Origin of the sequence: Thermotoga sp. RQ7, assembly GCF_000832145.1 — a bacterium.
Lineage (GTDB): Bacteria > Thermotogota > Thermotogae > Thermotogales > Thermotogaceae > Thermotoga > Thermotoga neapolitana.
Map to the genome: position 1 here is coordinate 608,758 of NZ_CP007633.1, position 20,338 is coordinate 629,095.

Annotated in this window: 24 protein-coding genes and 1 tRNA gene; 8 read left to right on the forward strand and 17 right to left on the reverse strand. The window is 47.5% G+C overall.

The window, feature by feature from the left end:
• Positions 1 to 22: 22 nt before the first annotated feature.
• From TRQ7_RS03115 to TRQ7_RS03140, 6 genes are read left to right on the forward strand one after another with little or no spacing between them, the layout of a single operon-like run.
• Complete coding sequence (locus tag TRQ7_RS03115) at positions 23 to 1,186, forward strand: dihydroorotase (protein ID WP_052472223.1); 1,164 nt, start codon at positions 23 to 25, stop codon at positions 1,184 to 1,186.
• Entirely contained in the window at positions 1,116 to 1,769 is a 654-nt protein-coding gene (locus tag TRQ7_RS03120) for a dihydroorotate dehydrogenase (protein ID WP_041843999.1), read from the forward strand. The genes TRQ7_RS03115 and TRQ7_RS03120 overlap by 71 nt, the downstream gene beginning before the upstream one ends.
• A complete protein-coding gene (locus tag TRQ7_RS03125) occupies positions 1,757 to 2,569 on the forward strand; it encodes a dihydroorotate dehydrogenase (RefSeq protein WP_041844000.1) in 813 nt (270 codons plus the stop codon). The genes TRQ7_RS03120 and TRQ7_RS03125 overlap by 13 nt, the downstream gene beginning before the upstream one ends.
• On the forward strand, positions 2,566 to 3,171 hold the full coding sequence (gene pyrF, locus TRQ7_RS03130) for an orotidine-5'-phosphate decarboxylase (RefSeq protein ID WP_041844001.1): 606 nt from the start codon (positions 2,566 to 2,568) through the stop codon (positions 3,169 to 3,171). The genes TRQ7_RS03125 and pyrF overlap by 4 nt, the downstream gene beginning before the upstream one ends.
• Positions 3,168 to 3,731 (forward strand): orotate phosphoribosyltransferase, encoded by a 564-nt coding sequence (pyrE, locus tag TRQ7_RS03135; protein WP_041844002.1) that lies wholly within the window; start codon positions 3,168 to 3,170, stop codon positions 3,729 to 3,731. The genes pyrF and pyrE overlap by 4 nt, the downstream gene beginning before the upstream one ends.
• On the forward strand, positions 3,728 to 5,014 hold the full coding sequence (locus TRQ7_RS03140; protein WP_041844003.1) for an amidohydrolase: 1,287 nt from the start codon (positions 3,728 to 3,730) through the stop codon (positions 5,012 to 5,014). Before pyrE ends, TRQ7_RS03140 begins: the two co-directional genes overlap by 4 nt.
• A gap of 289 nt (positions 5,015 to 5,303) precedes the next feature.
• Here TRQ7_RS03140 and TRQ7_RS03150 read toward each other — a convergent pair.
• The 7 genes from TRQ7_RS03150 to TRQ7_RS03180 all read right to left on the reverse strand — a co-directional run bounded on the left by TRQ7_RS03150 (position 5,304) and on the right by TRQ7_RS03180 (position 10,876).
• Positions 5,304 to 5,380, reverse strand: a tRNA-Thr gene (locus tag TRQ7_RS03150).
• Positions 5,381 to 5,419: 39 nt separating this feature from the next.
• Entirely contained in the window at positions 5,420 to 6,403 is a 984-nt protein-coding gene (locus tag TRQ7_RS03155; protein ID WP_041844005.1) for a phosphoglycerate dehydrogenase, read from the reverse strand.
• A 16-nt stretch (positions 6,404 to 6,419) separates the two neighbouring features.
• On the reverse strand, positions 6,420 to 7,262 hold the full coding sequence (locus TRQ7_RS03160) for a MurR/RpiR family transcriptional regulator (protein WP_041844006.1): 843 nt from the start codon (positions 7,260 to 7,262) through the stop codon (positions 6,420 to 6,422).
• 12 nt (positions 7,263 to 7,274) lie between these two features.
• Entirely contained in the window at positions 7,275 to 8,030 is a 756-nt protein-coding gene (locus TRQ7_RS03165; RefSeq protein WP_015918839.1) for an SDR family oxidoreductase, read from the reverse strand.
• A 15-nt stretch (positions 8,031 to 8,045) separates the two neighbouring features.
• Entirely contained in the window at positions 8,046 to 9,329 is a 1,284-nt protein-coding gene (locus tag TRQ7_RS03170) for a TRAP transporter large permease subunit (protein ID WP_015918840.1), read from the reverse strand.
• A gap of 1 nt (position 9,330) precedes the next feature.
• Positions 9,331 to 9,807: a TRAP transporter small permease gene (locus TRQ7_RS03175; RefSeq protein WP_041844007.1), complete on the reverse strand. Its 477-nt coding sequence runs from the start codon at positions 9,805 to 9,807 to the stop codon at positions 9,331 to 9,333.
• 58 nt (positions 9,808 to 9,865) lie between these two features.
• Positions 9,866 to 10,876 carry a C4-dicarboxylate TRAP transporter substrate-binding protein gene (locus tag TRQ7_RS03180; RefSeq protein WP_041844008.1) on the reverse strand — a complete coding sequence of 337 codons (1,011 nt, stop codon included), beginning with the start codon at positions 10,874 to 10,876 and terminating at the stop codon, positions 9,866 to 9,868.
• Positions 10,877 to 11,029: 153 nt separating this feature from the next.
• Here TRQ7_RS03180 and TRQ7_RS03185 point away from each other — a divergent pair, with 153 nt between their 5' ends.
• Positions 11,030 to 11,611, forward strand: coding sequence for a ThuA domain-containing protein (locus tag TRQ7_RS03185; RefSeq protein ID WP_041844009.1), 582 nt, complete (start codon positions 11,030 to 11,032; stop codon positions 11,609 to 11,611).
• Here the strand turns inward: TRQ7_RS03185 and TRQ7_RS03190 are convergent.
• From TRQ7_RS03190 to TRQ7_RS03215, 6 genes are read right to left on the reverse strand one after another with little or no spacing between them, the layout of a single operon-like run.
• Positions 11,599 to 11,802, reverse strand: coding sequence for a heavy-metal-associated domain-containing protein (locus TRQ7_RS03190; protein ID WP_015918844.1), 204 nt, complete (start codon positions 11,800 to 11,802; stop codon positions 11,599 to 11,601). The two genes, TRQ7_RS03185 and TRQ7_RS03190, sit on opposite strands and share 13 nt — an antisense overlap.
• Before the next feature lie 12 nt (positions 11,803 to 11,814).
• Positions 11,815 to 12,066: a DUF542 domain-containing protein gene (locus TRQ7_RS03195; RefSeq protein WP_015918845.1), complete on the reverse strand. Its 252-nt coding sequence runs from the start codon at positions 12,064 to 12,066 to the stop codon at positions 11,815 to 11,817.
• Entirely contained in the window at positions 12,050 to 12,673 is a 624-nt protein-coding gene (locus TRQ7_RS03200; protein WP_041844010.1) for a methyltransferase domain-containing protein, read from the reverse strand. Before TRQ7_RS03200 ends, TRQ7_RS03195 begins: the two co-directional genes overlap by 17 nt.
• Entirely contained in the window at positions 12,673 to 14,850 is a 2,178-nt protein-coding gene (locus tag TRQ7_RS03205; RefSeq protein WP_038066548.1) for a heavy metal translocating P-type ATPase, read from the reverse strand. The genes TRQ7_RS03200 and TRQ7_RS03205 overlap by 1 nt, the downstream gene beginning before the upstream one ends.
• On the reverse strand, positions 14,807 to 15,133 hold the full coding sequence (locus TRQ7_RS03210) for a carboxymuconolactone decarboxylase family protein (RefSeq protein WP_012310636.1): 327 nt from the start codon (positions 15,131 to 15,133) through the stop codon (positions 14,807 to 14,809). Before TRQ7_RS03210 ends, TRQ7_RS03205 begins: the two co-directional genes overlap by 44 nt.
• Entirely contained in the window at positions 15,126 to 15,383 is a 258-nt protein-coding gene (locus tag TRQ7_RS03215) for a PLB family transporter (RefSeq protein WP_012310637.1), read from the reverse strand. Before TRQ7_RS03215 ends, TRQ7_RS03210 begins: the two co-directional genes overlap by 8 nt.
• Before the next feature lie 94 nt (positions 15,384 to 15,477).
• On the opposite strand from TRQ7_RS03215, the gene TRQ7_RS03220 reads away from it, so the two are divergent.
• Positions 15,478 to 15,657 (forward strand): YHS domain-containing protein, encoded by a 180-nt coding sequence (locus TRQ7_RS03220; RefSeq protein ID WP_038033454.1) that lies wholly within the window; start codon positions 15,478 to 15,480, stop codon positions 15,655 to 15,657.
• Between the two features lie 31 nt (positions 15,658 to 15,688).
• On the opposite strand, the gene TRQ7_RS03225 is transcribed toward TRQ7_RS03220, so the two are convergent.
• The 4 genes from TRQ7_RS03225 to TRQ7_RS03240 form a co-directional block, all read right to left on the reverse strand.
• Entirely contained in the window at positions 15,689 to 16,648 is a 960-nt protein-coding gene (locus TRQ7_RS03225; RefSeq protein ID WP_041844011.1) for an aldo/keto reductase, read from the reverse strand.
• Between the two features lie 13 nt (positions 16,649 to 16,661).
• Positions 16,662 to 17,639 carry a Gfo/Idh/MocA family oxidoreductase gene (locus TRQ7_RS03230; protein WP_041844546.1) on the reverse strand — a complete coding sequence of 326 codons (978 nt, stop codon included), beginning with the start codon at positions 17,637 to 17,639 and terminating at the stop codon, positions 16,662 to 16,664.
• A 59-nt stretch (positions 17,640 to 17,698) separates the two neighbouring features.
• Entirely contained in the window at positions 17,699 to 18,190 is a 492-nt protein-coding gene (locus TRQ7_RS03235) for a DUF6512 family protein (RefSeq protein WP_041844012.1), read from the reverse strand.
• 87 nt (positions 18,191 to 18,277) lie between these two features.
• On the reverse strand, positions 18,278 to 20,296 hold the full coding sequence (locus TRQ7_RS03240) for a beta-galactosidase (protein ID WP_041844013.1): 2,019 nt from the start codon (positions 20,294 to 20,296) through the stop codon (positions 18,278 to 18,280).
• Positions 20,297 to 20,338 lie beyond the last annotated feature (42 nt).

A 20,338-nucleotide genomic window follows, 5' to 3' on the forward strand; every position in this document is an offset into this window, starting at 1 on the left:
AAAAGAGACCGGAGGGAACAGGGTGAGGATCTACGATCCGTTCAGAGGAAAATGGATGGAAGAGGAGATAAAAACGCCTTTTCCTTCAAAAGGGCTGGTGGCCACTTCGCCTTTCGTCGATCTTCACGTTCACGTTCGCCTCAACGGTGGAGAAGACTACGATTCTTTAGAAGAAGCCTCCCTTGTGGGAGGCTTTTATAAAGTGGTGATACAGCCAAACACCAGGCCGGCTATAGACAGAAAAGAGATTCTGGATGAACACCTGAAACTCTCCAGGAACAGAAGGGTGACGTTTCTTTTCACCGTGTCTCCCTTTGGCTCTCTTGAGGCAGTGGGTGAGAGGGTTGTAGGTTTTTCAACCGACGGGATAGAGTACGACTATCCCACACTCGTTGAGACGATGAAGAAAAGAAAAAAAGCACTCTGGTTCGACCACAGTCAGATGTACGAGATAGATGGCATCTTCTACGAGGGAGCAGGTTTTGGTCTTCCAGAGCGTCCTCGCTCGAGTGAAGCGGTGGCTATTGCAAGAACGGTCTTCACAGGAATGGAGTACGGTTTTGAAAGATTCCACATCCAGCACGTGACGACCAGATACTCGGTGGAGATGCTCTCTTTTCTGAAAAAACTCGCCAGGGTCACCTGTGAGGTAACACCACATCATCTGTTCTTTTGTTACGAAGACATCAAAAACACCAACTTCAAGATCAACCCGCCTCTTGGAGCTCCCGAGGACAGAAAATCCCTCATCGAGGCGGTGAGAAAAGGTGTGATCGATGTCCTCGCAACGGATCACGCTCCTCACCCTGAAAAACCAGAGGACTTCTTCACCGCTCCCTATGGATCGACCTCCATAGAGATCGCCTTTTCTGTGTACTACACCGTTCTTGAAGATCTTGAAACGGTGATAGAAAAGATGACGAAAGCTCCCCTCGAGGTTCTTGGGATGAAGGGAAAGCTCACCGAAGAGGATCTTGTCTTCATAGACCCCGATGCACAGATTGTGGTGGATGCAGGGAAATTCAAAAGTAAAGGAAAGAACACGATGTTCGACGGTGTCAAACTGAAGGGAAAGGTCGTTGCGATGAAACTCAAAGGAAGATGGGTGATGATGGATGGAGAGGTTCTGCCTGACCAAGAAGAAAACGATCAGAGTGAACGAGGACACCTGGATCGTCCTCTTTGAAGAACAGATTGATTTTTCACCGGGGCAGTTCGTGATGCTTGAGACCCCCAAACTCGTCAGAAAACCCTTTGTCCTTGGCTGGTGGGAAGAAAGTCTTGCTATTTCCGCTCAGGTGAAAGGAGAGGGAACAAAATGGATCGTGGAAGAGGCAGAAAAGATAAAGGGACATGGTCCCCTTGGTAACGGTTTCAAAAGGAATGGAAAGGGACTTCTCATCATCTCCCCCACCTGTCTCACGATGGCAAAGGCGTTTGAAAGAACCATGAACGTGGACGTTCTCGTTGGAAGCAGAACTCCTATTCTCACACCCCTGGAATACGAAACTGTCATCGGAAACGATGAATTTTTGAAAAAACTCTCATCGCTTCCAGAGTACGACTGGTACCTTGTCTCTGGATCCAGAAGTATGGAGAAGGTGTGCTGGGAACACCTGAGGGGAAAAGAAGTTTACTTCTCACTCGAAGAATACATGGGATGCGGCATAGGTGCCTGCAAGTCATGTGCTGTTTTCACGGAAAGTGGCGTGAAACACGTCTGCACGGATGGTCCGATATTCAGAGGTGATGAACTGTGCTGGAGTTGAGACCCCCTCTTGTTCTTCTCTCCGGCCCTGCAGGTTTTGGTGAGTATCTGAAGTTGATAGATCACAGGTATATAGGTGGTGTTGTTCTGAAAACCGTCACGCTCAATCCCAAAGAGGGAAACTTGGCACCCAGAATGGCCGATGGAGATTTTTACGTGATAAACAGGATCGGACTGGAAAACCCGGGAATACACAGGTTCGTTGAAGACCTTCCCGAACTTCCCGTTCCCATGATTGCAAGTCTTGGTGGTGACTCGTTCGAAGAGTACCTGGAAGTGGCGCATGTGTTCAAAAAGGTGGCAGACAGGTTCTGTGCTGTTGAATTCAACTTTTCCTGTCCGAACGTGAAGGAAGGAGGTCTTTCCATCGTCAGAGACAGAGAAAGATGGAGAGACCTTCTGAGAGAACTCAGAAAGGTGCTCCCCGAGTCCTTTTTGATAGCAAAAGTGGGGATAGAAGGGATCTTCGTGGAAGAGGCAGCAGAAATGGTGAAAGACGCAGGATGGGAAGGGATCACGCTTGTGAACACGGTGAGGGGATTGCACTTTGAAAAAGACACTGTGATTCTGGGAGGTCTTTCTGGACCTATTTTGAAACCCATCGCCCTCAGAGCAGTGTACGAAGTGAAAAGAAGATTTCCGAATCTCTTTGTGATCGCAAGCGGGGGAGTGTACTCTGTAGAAGATGCAAAAAAATTTTTGAGTGTGGGTGCGGACGTGATAGGGGTGGGGAGCGCCCTTTTCAAGGATCCCGGTATCGTCGAAGAAATCGGAAAATACCTGATGGAGGTGAAAGGATGATACCCGTTTTGAGTCTCGACATGGAAGATCCGATCAGATTCATCGAAGAAAACGGTAGTTTCGATGTGGTGAAGGTGGGACACAACCTCGCCATCCATGGAAAGAGGATCTTCGACGAACTTGAAAAAAGAAGCCTGAAGATCATCCTCGACCTGAAGTTCTGTGACATACCTTCAACTGTGGAGCGCTCCATAAAAAGCTGGGACCATCCGGCCATCATCGGTTTTACACTTCACTCCTGTGCAGGATACGAGAGCGTGAAAAGGGCTCTTGAGACAACAGAAAAACACGTGTTCGTTGTGGTGAAACTGACGTCAGTGGAAGGAACTCTGGAAGACTACCTGGAGAAAATAGAAAAACTGAACGAAATGGGATGTGACTTTGTGCTGCCAGGTCCCTGGGCAAAGGTCCTGAGAGACAGAATAAATGGTAAGATCCTTGTTCCTGGAATCAGAATGGAGGTGAAGGCAGAAGACCAAAAGGATGTGGTGAGTCTGGAGGAGATGAAGGGAATAGCTGACTTCGCCGTCCTTGGAAGAGAGATCTACCTCAGCAAAGATCCAAAGGGAAAGATCGAAAGGATAAAGGAGATGATAATGTGATAGAGGAGATTCTGGAAAGAACGGGAGCACTTCTTTCAGGACACTTCGTTCTCTCTTCTGGGAAGCACTCTTCCAGGTACGTTCAGTGCGCTCGCCTTTTCGAATTTCCGGAGTACGGAGACATCGTTGGAGAGAAACTTGCAGAACTTTTGAGAAAGTACGACGTAGAGACGGTGGTCGGTCCTGCGATGGGGGGTGTGATTCTCTCCTATGTCGTTGCAAGGTATCTGAAGACAAGGTCACTGTTCACAGAGAGAGAAAACGGTGTGATGAAGCTCAGAAGAGGATTCACCGTGAAACCCGGTGAAAAGGTAGCGGTCGTCGAAGACGTGGTGACAACTGGGGGATCTGTGAAGGAAGTGATAGAACTTCTGAAGGATCTTGGAGCGAACGTAATGTGTGTGGGATCGATCATAGATCGCTCTGGCGGAAGAGTGGATTTTGGCGTGCCTTTTGAAAGTCTTCTCAAACTGGAACTTCCAGTCTATGAACCTGAAGACTGTCCCCTCTGCAAACAGGGAATACCCGCTGAAAAACCTGGAAGCAGGGGATTGAAATGATTGTAAAAAGCGCCCTCGTGTGGAACGGGAAGGAATTCTCCAGAAGGGATATCTTCATAGAAGATGGGGCCTTTTCTGAAAAATCGGAAGGTCCCATCCTGGATGCGAAAGGGTACTTTCTTGTTCCGGGATTTGTCGACTCACATGCTCACGTTGTGGGAACGGGTTTTTCCAGGTTCAGCGTTTCTTTCAGCACCTGGGACGAATTTTTCAAAAAAGATCTGAAAGGTGATCTGATAGTTGGAAGGGGCTGGTCTGAAGAACCTGATGAGGCAATCCTTCAAACACTGGACAGGATAGAAAAACCTGTTTTTCTCATCAGACGTTGCGGTCACAAGGCACTCCTGAACAAAAAAGCAATGGAAGTTTTGAACGTGAAGGAAAGATACCTTCTGGAGAACCTGGAAGTGATCTACGAACACGTGTTCAAAAAGAACATATCAAAATTCTACAGGTCAGGCGAGGAAGAATTCCTCAAACACGGTGTAACCTTCGTTCAAAGCGATGATCTCTACGGTGTGAGTACAGAGGAACTCCTTGAGGTACTGAAAAATTCCAGAATAAGGCTCTTTGAAAAATTGAAACCCAAAGGACTGAAACCAGAGCTCTTCGGGGACCTCAACTCGAAGGTCCATGTGAGGGGTGTAAAGGTCTTCATGGATGGTTCCCTGGGTGCCAGAACTGCTCTCATCTCAGGAGAGTACGATGACGGAACACACGGTGTCCAGCTTCTCACAAAAGAGAAACTCGAAGAACTTGCCAGATTCTGCGACAGGTACGGTCTTGTTCTGAACGTACACTCAATAGGAGATGAAGCGGTGAGTCTGGTTCTGGACGTTCTGGAAAGACACCCTGGTCACAGGATCGTACACGCTCAATTTGTGAAGGAAGAAGATCTGAAAAGAGCCAGAAATACATCCTTTTCCGTTCAACCACACTTCTACTTCGAAGATCAACCCCTTTTGAAGAATATGAAAGTGAACGCACTTCTGTACCCCTTCAGGAAGATGTTTGAGATGGGAATTTCCATTTCCTTCTCATCGGACTCTCCGGTTTCTCCGTGCGATCCAAAGTACATCGCTGAACACGCTTTGAAGATGGGTTTTTCCAGAGAAGAAACCTTCCACCTTCTGACAGAAGCGGGAGCAAAGCAGGTGGGGATAAAGGTAGGAAGGATAGAAAAGGGCTTCAGGGCGGACTTCTGTTTGTACGAGAGAAATCCGCTTCTTTTCGAGGATGATCCCGTGGCTGTGTTCGTGGAGGGGTGGAAGGTTTATGGTTGATCCTCTGATAGAAATTTTCCAGAGAAACATCGAGAAGGTAAAAATCTTGGGAGAAGTCTGGGATGTTCTGTTTTTCTTTTGTCCCAGATGATCTCGCTTCGAATCAGAAAACCTATCCGTTCGAACAGTTCTATGAGATAAACATGAAGCAACAGAAAATCTTCAGAAAAGGGATTCTCGGCAAGATCTTCTTTGGAGGATTTTGGGGGAGAGAACAAAGAACTCGTTTTTGTACCCTTCTTTTTGCCCGCATTACCATCTCCCGGAACGGGGGATGAAAATAAAAAAATGGAGCAGGCGGTGGGACTCGAACCCACACCCTCCGCCTTACCAAGGCGGCGCTCCACCGCTTGAAGCTACGCCTGCTCGCTGCTAGGGTTATTTTAACACATTGTCGCCTGTGATTCAAGATGTTTCCTGCAATCCTTTACGCTTCAAAAGATCTATCACCTCTTCGTTCACCACATGTTTTGGAATTTTCCCACTAAAGAAATCCACCACTGCCTGAGCAGCCATCATGTTCATTCTGTAGATGGCTTCCTTTGTGTGAGCACCTATGTGCGCAGTGGTAATGAGGTTTGGACATTCAAACAGTGGTGAGCCGGGATCTGGAGGCTCTTCAGAGAAAACATCGAGTGCGGCCCCGGCGATTTTCCCTTCCTTTAAAGCCTTCACGAGTGCTTTTTCGTCCACAAGACCACCACGAGAGGTGTTGATCAAAAAGGCAGATTTCTTCATCAGGGAAATTTCCCTTTCACCTATCATGTTTCTTGTGCTTTCGTTCAGTGGAACATGGAGCGATACAAAATCACTCTCCCTGAGAAGGTGATCCAGATCGTCGACCGGAGTGGCCTCTGACAATCTCACACTGTCCTTGCTCACGTATGGATCGTAAACGAGCACGTTCATACCAAGGCAAACAGCCTTCTTAACCACTTCCCTGCCTATTGCTCCAAAACCTATTACACCGAGTGTTTTTCCAGAAACTTCCTGCCCGATTATTCCTTCCCACTTTCTCTCCTGAAACAGTCTGTTGTGGGACCACACAAGGCCCCTGCTGAGTGCGAAGATGAAGGCGATGGTGAGTTCGGCAACAGAAAGCGAATTCGCACCGGCTGTGATGGTAACGGGTATTCCTTTCTTTGTTGCTGCATTCAGATCTATGTTGTCCACTCCCACCCCGTGCTTGGCTATGATCTTGAGGTTGGAGTTTTCTATCATCTCAGCCGTGACATGATGTGTGCCCACGATCAGAGCGTCCGCGTTTTTTAAAGCGTCTGGATCTATGGTATCGGCCCTTATTGTTTCAAATCCATTTTTTCTGAGAAACTCAACAGGTTCTCGAGAATATTTACCAAAGGTTCGTGTTACAATCAGAACTTTCCTCATATTTTTCCCTCCACGTTCAGTACTTTAGCTCCGAGACGGCAAGTCTGCTCTTGTTCAGGTTTTCTATAGCCTTTGGATCTCTCGCTGCAAGAAGTGTGTAAATCGTGTCGAGTATGACAAGTTGTACGATTCTGGAGGTCATAGCGTCCGTTCTTATCTTCGTCTCTTTCGTGTTTGTTACAAGGACAACGTCTGAGTACTTTGCGAGGGTAGACTTCTTGTTTCCCGTTATCGCAACGACCGGTATCCTCATCTCTCTGGCCTTCCTGGCGAAGTTCACAACGGATATCGTTTCCCCCGTGTGCGAAACGGCAACGAGGAGATCACCGGGAGATGCGGTGGCAAGGATGGTGGCTATGATGTGTTCGTCGTTGGAGAACAAACAGTTTTTTCCAATGCGGGTGAACTTGTGAAACGCATCGAAAGCAACAGCAGCAGAAGCTGCAAAACCTATGAATATAATCCTTCGGGCCTCTCTGAACATTTCGACGGCTTTTTTGATCGACTCAACATCTATGGAGTTCAGGGTATCCAGAATTGCCCTCACAGTGGCTTTGAAGATCTTTTCAGTAATGGTTTCTGCGTCGTCTTCACTGGAGACATCTTCGTAAACGATCTCAAGAGGTGCTCTTGAAATGCTCTGTACCAGGAGCACCTTGAATTGCTGAAAACTGTTCAGCCCCAGTTTCTTGTAAAACTTCACCACGGAAGCTTCGCTTTTCACACCCGCTTTTTTACTGAGATCGCTAATGGAACTTTCTATGACCCCTCCTGGATCTGAAAGAATAACATCGGCTATTTGTTTTTCCGCGTTGGTGAATTCATCGTATTTTTCCTTAATCATCTGAATCACATCCACATTAAGACCTCCTCACACAGCAGTGGATCCTCCATCTATACTTATGATACTTCCCGTCATAAAGCCCGCCTCATCGCATGCGGCAAAAAGGATAGCGAAAGCAATTTCCTCTTCTTCTCCAAGCCTCTTCATGGGGATCCTGGACGTCATTTTTTTCAGAAGTTCTTCCGGATTTGGGGATGCGTTTACCCTTGCCATCAATCCCTCAGACTTCGTGGTACCCGGGCACACCGCGTTCACCCTTATTCCATAGTCCACGTAATCGACCGCAAGGGATCTTGTAAGACCCAGAAGCGCTGCCTTTGAAACACTGTAAACACATCTTCTTGGGATTCCAACGAGCCCTGCTTCTGAAGATACATTCACAATAACTCCTCCACCCTGCTTTTTCATCTGCTCGACCGCGTATCTCGACAGTAAAAACGGTCCTTTGACATTCACAGCGATCGTTCTGTCGAAGTCCTCTTCTGAAGTCTCTTCTATGTTTCCATAGGGAACTATACCCGCGTTGTTCACAAGGATATCGAGTCTCCCAAACGCTTCCACCGTTCTTCTCACTATCCGTTCTGCATCCTTTGTTACGTCTCCAAGAATGAACACGGCCTCTCCACCCTTGCTTTTTATCAGTTCCACAGTGCCATTGCCTTTCTCCTCGGAAATGTCGTTCACTGCCACTTTCGCTCCTCTCTCTGCGAACATGATGGCGGCTTTTTTTCCTATTCCGGAACCTGCTCCCGTTATCAAAACCACCTTTCCCTGAAAGTTCATAGCTTCAATCCCTCCTTATCCAAAGATGAGGTTCGGTATGAACAGCACGATCTGCGGGAAGAAGATGATGAGAAGTATGGCTATCACCGTTACTATGAGGAAAGGCCAGGATGCCTGAATGTACTCTTCTATGCTCGCACCAAGGACTGAACAGCCTGCGTACATGGAAGCCCCCACAGGTGGTGTCTGGTTTCCCATAGCGGCAGAAAGAATGAAGACCAGACCGAAATGGACGGGATCGATTCCCAGCTGCCTTGCCACAGGAAGAAGTACAGCCGTGAGCATTAGTATTAGAGCCGTTGCATCAACGAACAGACCTGCAAACACGAGGAATATGGAAATCATGACCATCAACACGTTTGAATTGCTGGTGATACCGAGAAGGAACTGAGCAAGTCTTTCTGGAATCCTTTCCCATATCATTCCATACCCAAAGATAGAAGACATCGAGAGGATGAACATGACACTGCCAATATCGCCAAGAGAGTTTTCGAGGGTTTCCCAGTAGAAAGTCCTGATGGACATTTCCCTGTGAATCAGAAAACCAACCAGCATTCCATAAAGCACAGCAAACGAACCAACTTCCGACGGAGTGAAGATACCTCCTCTGAGTCCTACGATCAACAGAACAGGAAAGATGAGTGCCCAGATACTTCTTCCCAGTGTTCTGAAAATCTCACCTGTTGAAGCACGCTTTTCTCTTTCCGGAGCAAGGTTCAGTCTATTCGCAACAAACCATATGGTTATCATATAGACAACCATTAAAAGAAGCCCAGGTCCAATTCCCGCCGCAAAGAGCCTTCCAATGGAAACCTGACCTATCGTACCGTAGATGATGAAAGCGATACCAGGTGGTATGATCGGCGTGATCAAAGATGTCCAGACGTTGACAGCCACTGCAAAACCTCTTGGATATCCTCGTCTTAGCATTTCAGGTCCAAGCATCCTTGTTTCCATCGCTGCATCCGCTATACTAGAACCAGAAACCCCTCCCATCAACGTGGAAAGAACCGCCGAAACCTGACCGAGTCCACCTTTCATATGACCAACAAGAGTGGAAGCAAAATCAAGAAGCCTTCTTGTCACACCAGCGGAGTTCATCACGTTCCCAGCCACTATGAACATGGGGATTGCCAGAAGAGCGAAATTGACCGTCTGAGAAAGCAACCTTTGAATGGGGATCGTAATGGGAAGTTCAGGATGCTGAAGGAACCACAGAAAACCAGATATTCCAATTGCGAACGCAACAGGCATCCCAAGAATCAAAAATACAGCGAACGCGATCAGCACTATTAGCATATTATTGTGCCTCCTTCTTGTTGCGGAATTCGGCCAATATCTTCAAAATGGTGGATCTGAACAGGAGTACCCCACCGACAGGAACACTCAAGGTAACCCAGGTGTAGCTGAAGTTTGGCATACCAACGAAGGTTCTGTATCTTGTTTTATAGGACAGATAAAAGCCCCACACGATCAGATAGAAAGAAAATGCAAGGATTATGAAGTAATTTATGAGCCTTATGATCTTCTGTTTGCGTTCTGAAAGACGTTTCACAAAGACATCCACAGACATCATTTTGTTTTCACGCCATGCGATATCCACCGCAAAGAAAGCCGCCCAGCCGAACAGAAACGTGCTGAAATCCACCGCCCAGTTTATAGGATGACCTATGAATCTTGCAACACCAGAGGCAAAAACCATGACGATCATCACAAGAAGGAGTATCTTGGCAGAGTGCTTTTCGATTTTCAGAAGGATCTCGTCCAGTTTTTTCACGTCTCTCACCTCTGACAGATAGGATGAAAGCCCGCCCCCGAAGGGGCCGGGCTGATGGTCACTCTCCTTTCACTTCTCTGATCAGCTGGTTGAGAGCATCTTCGAGTCCAAGGTTCCTGTAAGCCTGTTTTGCTCTTTCCATGAAGGCTTCTTTGTCGATTTCAGAGGCCGGTATCACCGTCATACCCTTTTCAATACACTTCTGTTTGAACTCTTCTTCGAGCTCTTTCATGATTTTGAGAGAAACCTCTATACCTGCTTTGTCCATTTCTTCCTCAACTATCTGCTGGTATTCCGGTGGCAGGCTGTTGAACCAGTCTGCGCTGACGATCTCAAAGTTGATGAGGAGGAAGTGTCCCGTCTCAGACATGTACTTCAAAACTTCGTACAGACCACCGTTGTAGACGTTCGCGTAGGTGAGTTCTGCACCGTCGACCGCTTTCGTCTGGACTGCCGTGTAGATTTCTCCAAAGTTGATGGCAACCGGTACCGCTCCGAGGGCTCTTATGGACTCCTGCCATGCTGGAGCACCCGGTGTTCTGATTCTGAGTCCCTGGAGATCCTCGGGTTTTCTGATGGGCTTGTTCGTTACAAAGTGCCTGTAACCCTGTACCCAGTAGAATGAGAGAACCTTTATGTTGTACTTCTGTTCAAGTTCCTTCAGCCACTTCTGCATCGTTGGTGACTGTTTGATCTTCTTCAAAATCTCAATGGCTTCTTCGGGTGTTTTCGCTCCCATGAAGTCGATGAAGTAGGCAAGGTTCATAACACCGATGTCCTTCACGTACATTCCAAGCCTTGCAGAGTCGGTGTTCCATCCCACAGGTGCTCCCATCCTGATCTGCTCGATGATGTCTTCTTCCACACCAAGCTGAGAACTCGGAAAGACTTCAATTCTGACATCACCGTTTGTTTTCTCTTCAACGGCCTTCGCCCACTTCAGAAATGCCTGGTGGTAGGGTTCTCCGGGAGCGAGAACGTGACCGAATCTCAGAGTCCACCTGGCACCGAACACAACAGACACGAGAAACACACCCAGAATCACCGCTAGGAGAATCTTCCTGCTCACTATCCCACACCTCCTCTGTAAAAATATTTTTTTCTCATGATGATGTGTTTCACATTTTGCAAAAAAATTTTATGTCGGACGAGGATGCAAAGTCAACGGTTAACATTTCTGTTACATAGTGTGGTGATAGGATATCGATAAGGAGGGACTGGGATGCGGGTGTTTGCCTTTCTTGGTGACAGATACCACGATCATGATCTCTTTCTGGAAACGCTGAAGGACGTTTTGAACGGGCAAATCCACGATCTTAATCCAGAAGACTTTTCAGAGATAGAAAAACTTCCGGATCTTGTCGTTATAGGACGCTGGAACCTTCTCGATGAAACCATCCCGTGGGTGAGTGAAAAGGAAACAAAACTTCTGGAGGAATACATCAAAACAGGTGGGAAACTCTTTGTCTGGCACTCCGGACTTTCCCGCTTTCCCGAGAGTTACAACAGACTCGTTGGAGGAAGGTTCATACACCATCCGCCACAGAAAAAAGTGAAATACTACGGAAAAAATGTTGAATTCGAACTGATAGATGAGCACTACTTCGTTGAGCTGTACTCGGATGTGGAGATATTCCTCTGGAGTGAATCAGAAGACGGTGTTTCCATCGCGGGCTGGACGAGAAGGTTTCACGAAGGGAAAATACTGGCCCTCACGCCCGCTCACGGTGAGGGCCTGAAGGATGAAACTTTCAGGAACTTTTTGAGGAACACCCTTTCATCTTTCATGACTCAGGCTTCCTGATAACTCTCCACCGGATAGTCGATTTCCTCGAGTTTTTTCAGAACACTGTCCAGATCTTCTGTTTCAACGATAACTTTCTTTTCCTCCACACTCACTTCGTAATCTTTGATCCCAAGTTCGTCTAGTGCCTTCGAAATCCTCATCTTGCAGTGATTACAGGAAATATCCGGTACGTTGAGTACGTACTTCATAACAGCACCTCCTCACAGAAATTGAGATTCTATCTCTCTTATTATCCTCTCTTCCTCGTTGATCTCCTCCACGATTCTGTTTAGATCTTCTAGAACCTTTTCAACATCCAGACCTTTCTTTTTGCAGGCGTCCTTCAAACTCTCCATCTTCGCACAGCAGGTGTCAAAGCCGTATTTTCTGAGTGCCCTTTCCAGTCTCTCATGGGCTTCCATGATTTCCTTGAGAGTGGTATCCTCTCTTATCTTCTCAATCACTTTCCTCACCTCCTTTTCTGGCAGTTATCAAACGTACCACATCGCCAAGAAGGTGCTTTTTTTCCTCGATCACAAATCCTGCTTTCTTTATGTTATCAACCGTTTTTCGGAGCATGCTCGTTCCCAGAAGAGGCTTTGTGAAGATGTGCATCACAAACAACATCACGTTAACGTACCATTTTCCGCTTCTCATGTGTTCAAGAAAAACGGCTTTTCCAGAGGGCTTGAGAACTCTGTGAACTTCTTTCAAACCCTTTATGGGATCCGGCACCGTACAGAAGACGAACGTGGAAACAACGCAGTCGAACTCTTCGTCTGAAAAAGGAAGATTCTGAACGTCCGCTCTCAACAACTTCACCTTTTTTTCTGGAAACTTTTTTAACCTCTCCTGACACACCCTGAGCATTCCTTCACTGACATCTACACCCACAACGTCTACATCGTCCGGATAGTACGGAACGTTCTTTCCAGTGCCGATGCCAACTTCCAGAATCCTCTTCCCCTCCACTCTTTTGAAGAGTTCTTCACGAAACCTTGAGAAAAACTTCTTCTCGATGAAGCATTCGAATCTATCGTAAAGTGATGCAAATCTGTCGTATTTCTTTTCGACACTCACTATTTCACCCTCATGGAATTGAGGGTCACGGTGATGGAACTGAACGCCATGGCAAGTTCTGCGATCACCGGATGAAGCAATCCCATCATCGCCATTGGAATGGCTATCACATTGTAGAAGAAGGCCCAGAACAGGTTCTGTTTTATGATTCTGAAGGTTTTTCTCGACACCTCGATGGCATCGACGACTTTTGATATACCACCCTTTGTTATGATGATGTCTGCACTGTCGATGGCAAGGTCTGTTCCTGAACCTATTGCTATTCCGACGTCTGCCCCTTTCAAAGCAGCGGCGTCGTTCATACCGTCTCCCACCATCGCAACTTTCTTTCCCTGGGCCTGGTAATATCTCACAAGGTCCAGTTTCTCAGAAGGTTTCACACCCGCGTGGAACTTCTCTATCCCAAGTCGCCTTGCAACCGCTCTTGCTGTCTTTTCGTTGTCTCCCGTTATCATGACAGGTTCTATTCCCATCTCCTTGAGCCTTCTCACGGCCTCGGGACTGTCTTCCCTGATAGGATCTTCTATCGCAAGAAATCCCACAACTTCACCGTTTCTTCTCACCTCAACCACGGTCTTTCCCTCTTCCAGAAGAGACTCGTACCTTGAGTAATCCTGGGGCTTTCCAACAAAATACTCTTCTCCCTTGTAAAGTGCCCTTACCCCTTCTCCCGGGATCTCTTCCACGTTTTCTATCTCGACCACATCCTGAGAGAGTTCCGAAATTGCTTTTGCAAGAGGATGGTTCGAATTTCTCTCCACGCTCGCTACGATCCTCACCAGTTCGTCGGAAAGGTTGTGATCCACCACCCTTGGACTGCCCTCGGTGAGCGTTCCTGTTTTGTCTGTGAGAACCACCCCAATGTCCTTCGATGTCTGAATCGCCTCGGCGTTTCTTATGAGAAGACCTTTCTTTGCCGCAAGTCCCGTTCCAGTCACAAGGGCCATGGGAGTTGCAAGACCAAGCGCACATGGACACGCTATGACGATCGTGGCAACAAAGACGAAGATGGAAAAGGTCAGCGGATCACCGGTCTGTATGATCCACGGAAAGATCTCCCTTGCTTTTTCTACAAAGGGAAGGAATTGTTCGTAATTGAAGTACCACACCAGGGCACTGGCTATCGCAAGGACGATGATCGTGGGGACAAACCACATGGTGATTCTATCGGCGAGAGCCTGAATCGGCACCTTCGAACCCTGCGCTTCCTGAATCAATTTGATCATTTGAGACAAAAAGGTGTCTTCTCCTACTTTTGCGACTTTTATTTTGATAGGGCTCGATACATTCAAAGAACCACCGATTACTTCATCGTTTTCTCTCTTCAAAACCGGTATGGATTCTCCCGTCACTACGGACTCATCGATTGAAGACTGGCCTTCCACGATCACCCCATCCACGGGTATTCTTTCGCCGGGCTTCACGAGTACGATGAAATCCTCTTTCACCGCCTCTATCGGCATCATCACTTCTCCTTCATCGGTGATGACACGGGCTTCTTTCGCCTGAAGTTTCAGAAGGGCTTTGATTTCTTTGCTGGCCCTGTCACGCAGATAAGATTCTATGAAACGTCCTGTGATGTGGAACGCAACGATCATGGCACCTATGGCACCGAAAGACATCACGGGAAGTCCTATACTGTCGAGAACAGCCGTTACCCAGGAAGTCACCGCACCGAAGAAGATGAGTGTGTCCATGTTCGTGTGCTTATGGGTGAGGGCTATCCATGCCCCTCTGATCGTTCCTCTGCCCACATAGAACGTAACGAACGCACCTGCGAAGACCTCTATCCAGGTGAAATACGGCACCTTGGAAACAAACATGTGATAAATCATAAGGAGGGCAAGAGGAGCCGTGACGAGCCAGGCAAGGATCAAATTCTTTTTCGATTCTTCGTAACGCTTTCTTTCCACGTCCTCTGGTGATTCTGTACTGATTCCATAACCTACCTCTTCCACCGCTTTTTTGATTTCCTCGAAGGATAACTCTCTTTCTGCCACGATGAAACCCGTGGAGGTTGCCAGATTCACCGCTGCGAATTTCACCCCGTCGAGTTTTCTCAGGGCCTTTTCAACGGTTTTCGCACATGTGGCACACGTCATTCCTGTTACGGTGAAGGTCTTCTTTATCCCTTCATTCTTCACAGCACGATCCTCCATTGTCCTCTGATCGGCCATCTTGCCACACCTCCCTCGCCCAGGTTTCTGCAATGCACGCTCCCATGGTGACAGCAACTTCGAGGATCTCTTTTATTTCATCCTTTGTGGCACCCATTTCGATCGCTTTCTGATAATATCCCTGAGCACAGGGTTTGCACTTTTCCACAACCGCTATGGCTAAAGCCGTCAGCACTTTGTACTTTGCAGGGATAGAACCGTCAGCGAAAGCCTTGTTTCTCATTCTTACAACGGCACCACTCACTTCAGGGAATTCCTTTCTCCAGCGTTCAAATTCACTCATCCTGGATCCTCCTTTTCATTCTTTCGTACTCTTCTTCGGTGATCTCACCGCGGGCAAACCTTTCCTTCAGTATCTCAAGAGCCTTTTTGTTACTGGTTCTTCCTTCCGTTTTCTCATGTCTTTCTCCTCCAAGCCACCTGAAGAGAAAGGCAAAGAGAACCACCAGAATAACTGCCCAGAAAATCATCATGATAACTCCTCCCCAGTTCCAGGGCCAGAAGCCCCAGCTCCAAAAACAAAAAGGACACATCGTTGATTCCTCCTCTCAAATTATGCTACACTAATTGTAGCACATTATGAGAGACTAATTCAAGTCGAATTTTTCCAGTAAGGAGGTGGATTTTATGAAAGTGAAGGATCCCGTCTGCGGAATGAAGATCGAAAAGGAAGAGGCGGTGGAAAAGGTGGAATACATGGGGAAAGAGTACTACTTCTGTTCTCAAGAGTGTGCTGAAAAGTTTAAAGATAATCCAGAACAATACGCGCACCGGGGAAAGTCACGTGGTCATGGATGTTGTCATTGAAAGATTAAAAAAAGGCGCCGCCCGGCGCCTTTTATTCGTTCAGGATTTCTTCTATCTCCTTCATCACATCCTCTGTGAGTTTTTCTTTGATCTCCACCGCCTTCAAATTCTCTTCCAGTTGCTCTGGCCTGCTCACTCCAAGGATGACACTGCTCACGTTCCTGTTCTTCAGTATCCAGGCGATGGCAAGTTGAGGAAGACTCGCTCCCAGTTGATCCGCTATTTTCTGGAGTTTTCTGAGTTTTTCGAATGTCTTTTCGTTGAGCAGTCCTCCTTCTTCGAGCCACTTTCTCACCTGCGGGAACGTGGCAAGCCTCGATCCTTCCGGGATACCGTTGTTGTACTTTCCAGAAAGAAGGCCCGAGGCAAGAGGAGAATACGTGGTGAGACCCATACCGTACTTTTCGTACAGAGGAGCGTATTCTTTCTCCACTCTCTCCCTCACGAACATGTTGTACTGCGGCTGCTCCACGATGGGTGGCATAACTCCCAGTTCCCTGCAAACCCTGTGAGCCTCTTCTATCTCTTTCGCACTCCACTCAGAAGTTCCCCAGTAGAGCGCAAGACCTTCTTTCAAGATGTAATCCATGGCGAAGACGACCTCTTCCATGGGAACGTTTGGATCTGGTCTATGACAGTAGAGAATGTCAACATAGTCCATCTGAAGTCTCTTCAATGAGTTCCAGGTTCCCTCAAGAAGGTGCTTTTTCGACAGTCCCAGATCGTTCGGACCGCTTCCACCCCAGAAGATCTTTGTGGAAACGACTAAATCTTCTCTTCTGAAGTTTTTGAGAATCTTTCCGAGCATAGCCTCCGCTATTCCACCCGCATACGCCTCTGCCGTGTCGAAGAAGTTTATCCCACTGTTGAACGCTTTTTTCACAACCTCGGTGGCCGTGTCCAGATCGAGTTGTTTTCCAAAAGTGAGCCACGATCCGAGTGAAAGTTCGCTGATCTTGATACCCCATTTTCCAACCTTCCTGTACTCCATAAACAGCACCTCCTCACAGCAGACTGGAAACAGACACCCTGTTTCCCTGAGATCTCACACATGCTTCTATGAAGGCAAGATCCTTCAGCGCCTCGAGAGGATCTCCCAGATCGTTTCTCTTTCCTCCCATGATCACACGGTAGAAATCCTCGAATTCTCTCTGATAACTATCCTGATGGGGAACTTCTATCTCTTCTCCGTTCAAGACTATTCTGTCCCAGAATATCTCCATTCTTCCCTTCGTTCCAACGATCTCGAACCTGTCGTCTCCTCTCAGAGAATAGGAAACCGTGTAATTTCCAACAACACCGCTTTCAAACTCAAAAATCGAAGAAAGAAAATCCATCCCGCCAAGGAGTGGGGAGATATCCTTTGCGATGGCAGAAACCCACGCTATCTCACCAAAGATCAGTCTCATCGCCGCCACATGATGCACGCCTCCGTCCGAGAGAAAACCCCCGATGTGTTTTGGGTTCTTTCTCCAGTCGGTGTGAACGTACTCGTTGTTTTCGTCCATTCCCACCCAGATCTGCCAGTTCATGTAGAGTGGTTCTCCTGCCATACCTTCTTCGATCAACTCTTTTGCCTTCCAGAACACGGGAATGTGCCGGAAGTTCTCCGCGATGTACACCACCTTGTTCGAATTTCTGGACAATTCAACGATCTTTTTCCCCGTTTCCACATCGGTGGAGATGGGCTTTTCACAGATCACGTGGATGCCTTTTTGGAGCGCTTTTTCGATGAAAGGAAGGTTCAGTTCCACCGGGAGGGTGAGATCAACGGCATCGACAAGACCAGAGTCTAGGAGGTCCTCGTAACTTTCGAAAACTCTAGGATTTCCCGCCATCTTTGCGAACTCTTCTGCGTGTTTTTTCGTTCTGCTGGTGACCGCTGTGATTTCAAAAAGGTGGGAAAGTTTCATCAAAGCAGGAAGATGAAGCGTTCTGGCGGCGATTCCACACCCCACGATACCGAGCCGTACCTTCTCCACAACCATCACCTTCTATCCTCTGATATTTTACCACATTATAGTTTGAAAATGTTTTCATTTCAAGGTTCGACGAAAAGATCTATCCAGGGTTTTTCAAAAGAAAACACGGTGTAGAAGACAACGGAAAGAACAAACAAAACTGCAATGGTGAATTTAAAGGCCGTTCCCGTAGAATACTTCTCCAGTTCTTTTTCGAGGACAACCGCCACGATGGCAGACAGGAAGGTCACAGTGAACGCCCAGACAAGATCAACTGCGAGGGACTCGATGTGTCCAAAGAAAGCAGGAAGCATGTACCAGATCAACACGATGAACCAGGGAAGAAGCGTCGTGGAGAAGAGCCGGGGATACCAGAACCTGAACTTTTTTCTCTTCGAAAGAAAATACTCGATGATGTTCGTGAAAAGATACGCCCAGAAACCGATCTTCAGATGCTCGAAGACAGACTCATCGACGCCACAGAAAGGTCTCAGAAACTCCCATCCAGAAAGTTCGTAACCAAAGTGGAGAACCGCATAGACACCAAGGAAAATCAGAGCCTTCCAGATCATTCTCTCTCCTCCCTGGGAAAGGTTAGTACAATTCTAACAAAAAAAGGGCGGCAAGCCGCCCTCGAAACTGTGCCGTTGAGTACGTGTTCACTCTTTCAAAAGGATCAAAACGTCAAGCGGCGGCATTTCTACCCTCTTTTCGTACAGAGCACCAGTCAACATGTCTTTAAATTTTCCCTCTGGAAGATCCACGGTTCTTCTTTCGCCAGAGTGGTTGAAAAGAAAGTAGAACGTTTTTTCACCCTTGACCTTCTTCACCACTTCCACACCATCTGCTGGAGTGATGTCTGCTCTCAAGCCATGCTCTTTCTCTATGAACTTCACAAGATCCCATACGAGATCGAAAGACACGGAAGAACCAACGTAATAGACCCATCCTTTACCGTAGTTGTTTCTCAAAACGGCAGGCTCGTTCGCGTAGTAATCCTTCCTGAACCTTCCAAGAACTTCTGCCGTGGTGGTCTTTATGTAATCAAAAACAAGACTACATTCGTAGGACCTTCCAAACATCAAAATCTCGTTCTTTTCCTCGGGAGGCAGGGCATCTATCTCTTCCACATAACCTCCCACAAGGTCTCGAAGATAGCCCGGGTATCCACCGAGAACAACCTGGTTGTCTTCGTCAACGATTCCACTCATCGTCGTGAGAACCAGTACACCTCCGTCTGAGACGTAATCCTTCAGTTTCTGTGCAAGATCCTTTCCAACTATGTAGAGCGCCGGTGCAACGAGCAACCTGTACTTTTTAAAATCCTGATCCTTTCCCACAACATCCGCACCAAGTCCTGTCTTCACCAGGGCCTTGAAGTACTTCTGCACCTCATCCAAATGCCTGAAGTCTATGTTTGGTGTGAGGGTGTCCTCCATCGCCCACCAGCTTTCCCAGTCAAAGAGAAGGGCAGTCTGGGAGACAACTCTTGTGTCGAGAATATCCGATAGGGACTTTATCTCTTCTCCCACTCTTTTCACTTCCTGAAACACCCTCGTCTTGGTGCTGTCAACGTGTGTGATGACGGCCCCGTGGAACTTCTCCACACCACCCCTCGACTGTCTCAACTGAAAGAACATGAGAGTTTCGGCTCCGTGAGCGAGACCATGATAACACCAGAGTCTCATCTCCCCGGGTCTTTTCTGGGGATTGTACCATCTCCAGCACGCCTGAGAAGGGGACTGTTCCATTAGAACAAAGGGCTGACCTTCTTTCAACCCGCGTATCAGAGAATGTCTCAACGAGATCACAGAGAAATCCTCTCTGTATCCGGGGTAGTTATCCCACGCTGCAACGTCCATGTGTTTTGCCCATTCGAAGTAGTTCCACTCCTTGAAAGTTGCCGCAATCAGATTCGTGGTGACGGGTATGTCTGGAGTGTGTTTCTTTATTGCCCTGTATTCCTCCAGGAAACACTCGAGCATACTCTGTGTCATGAAGCGTCTGTAATCCAGATAAAGTTCCGGAAGAACAGATTGATACCTGTCCTTTCTCCAGAAGAGAACACTTCTCGTTGTTGGAACAGGAATCTCTTCCCAGGCGGTGAAGGTCTGGGACCAGAAACGCGTGTTCCATCTTCTGTTCAATTCATCGAGTGTGCCGTACTTTTCCTTCAACCAATTCTGAAACTTCCCCCTGCAGATATCACAGTAGCAGTAGTTCAAATATTCGTTGTTCACGTGCCAAAGAACGAGAGCAGGGTGATCCTTGAAATGTTCTGCGAGTTTCTCTGCGATGTTTCTTGCAAAATATCTGTACTTCTCACTGTTGGGACAAAAGTTCTGTCTGCCTCCCTTCTCTCGCTTTACACCGTTCACGTCTGTGAGAAGGATTTCAGGGTATTTCTGCGTCATCCAGTGAGGGGGAGCGGATGTGGGAGTTGCAAGACAGACATAGATACCTTCTTTGTACAGACGATCCATCACTTTTTCGAAGAACGAAAAATCGTAAGTGTTCTCGTCTGGTTGGATAAGACTCCATGAGAAAACCCCGAGGGTGACCACGTTGATACCTGCTTCTTTGAACATCCTGATATCTCTTTCGAACGTTTCCTCGTCCCACTGTTCCGGGTAGTAGTCTCCTCCGTACCAGATCACAGGAAGTTTTGGATTGATCACCCTGTGTTCACCTCCAAAAAACCCCGGCGAGCGCCGGGGTGA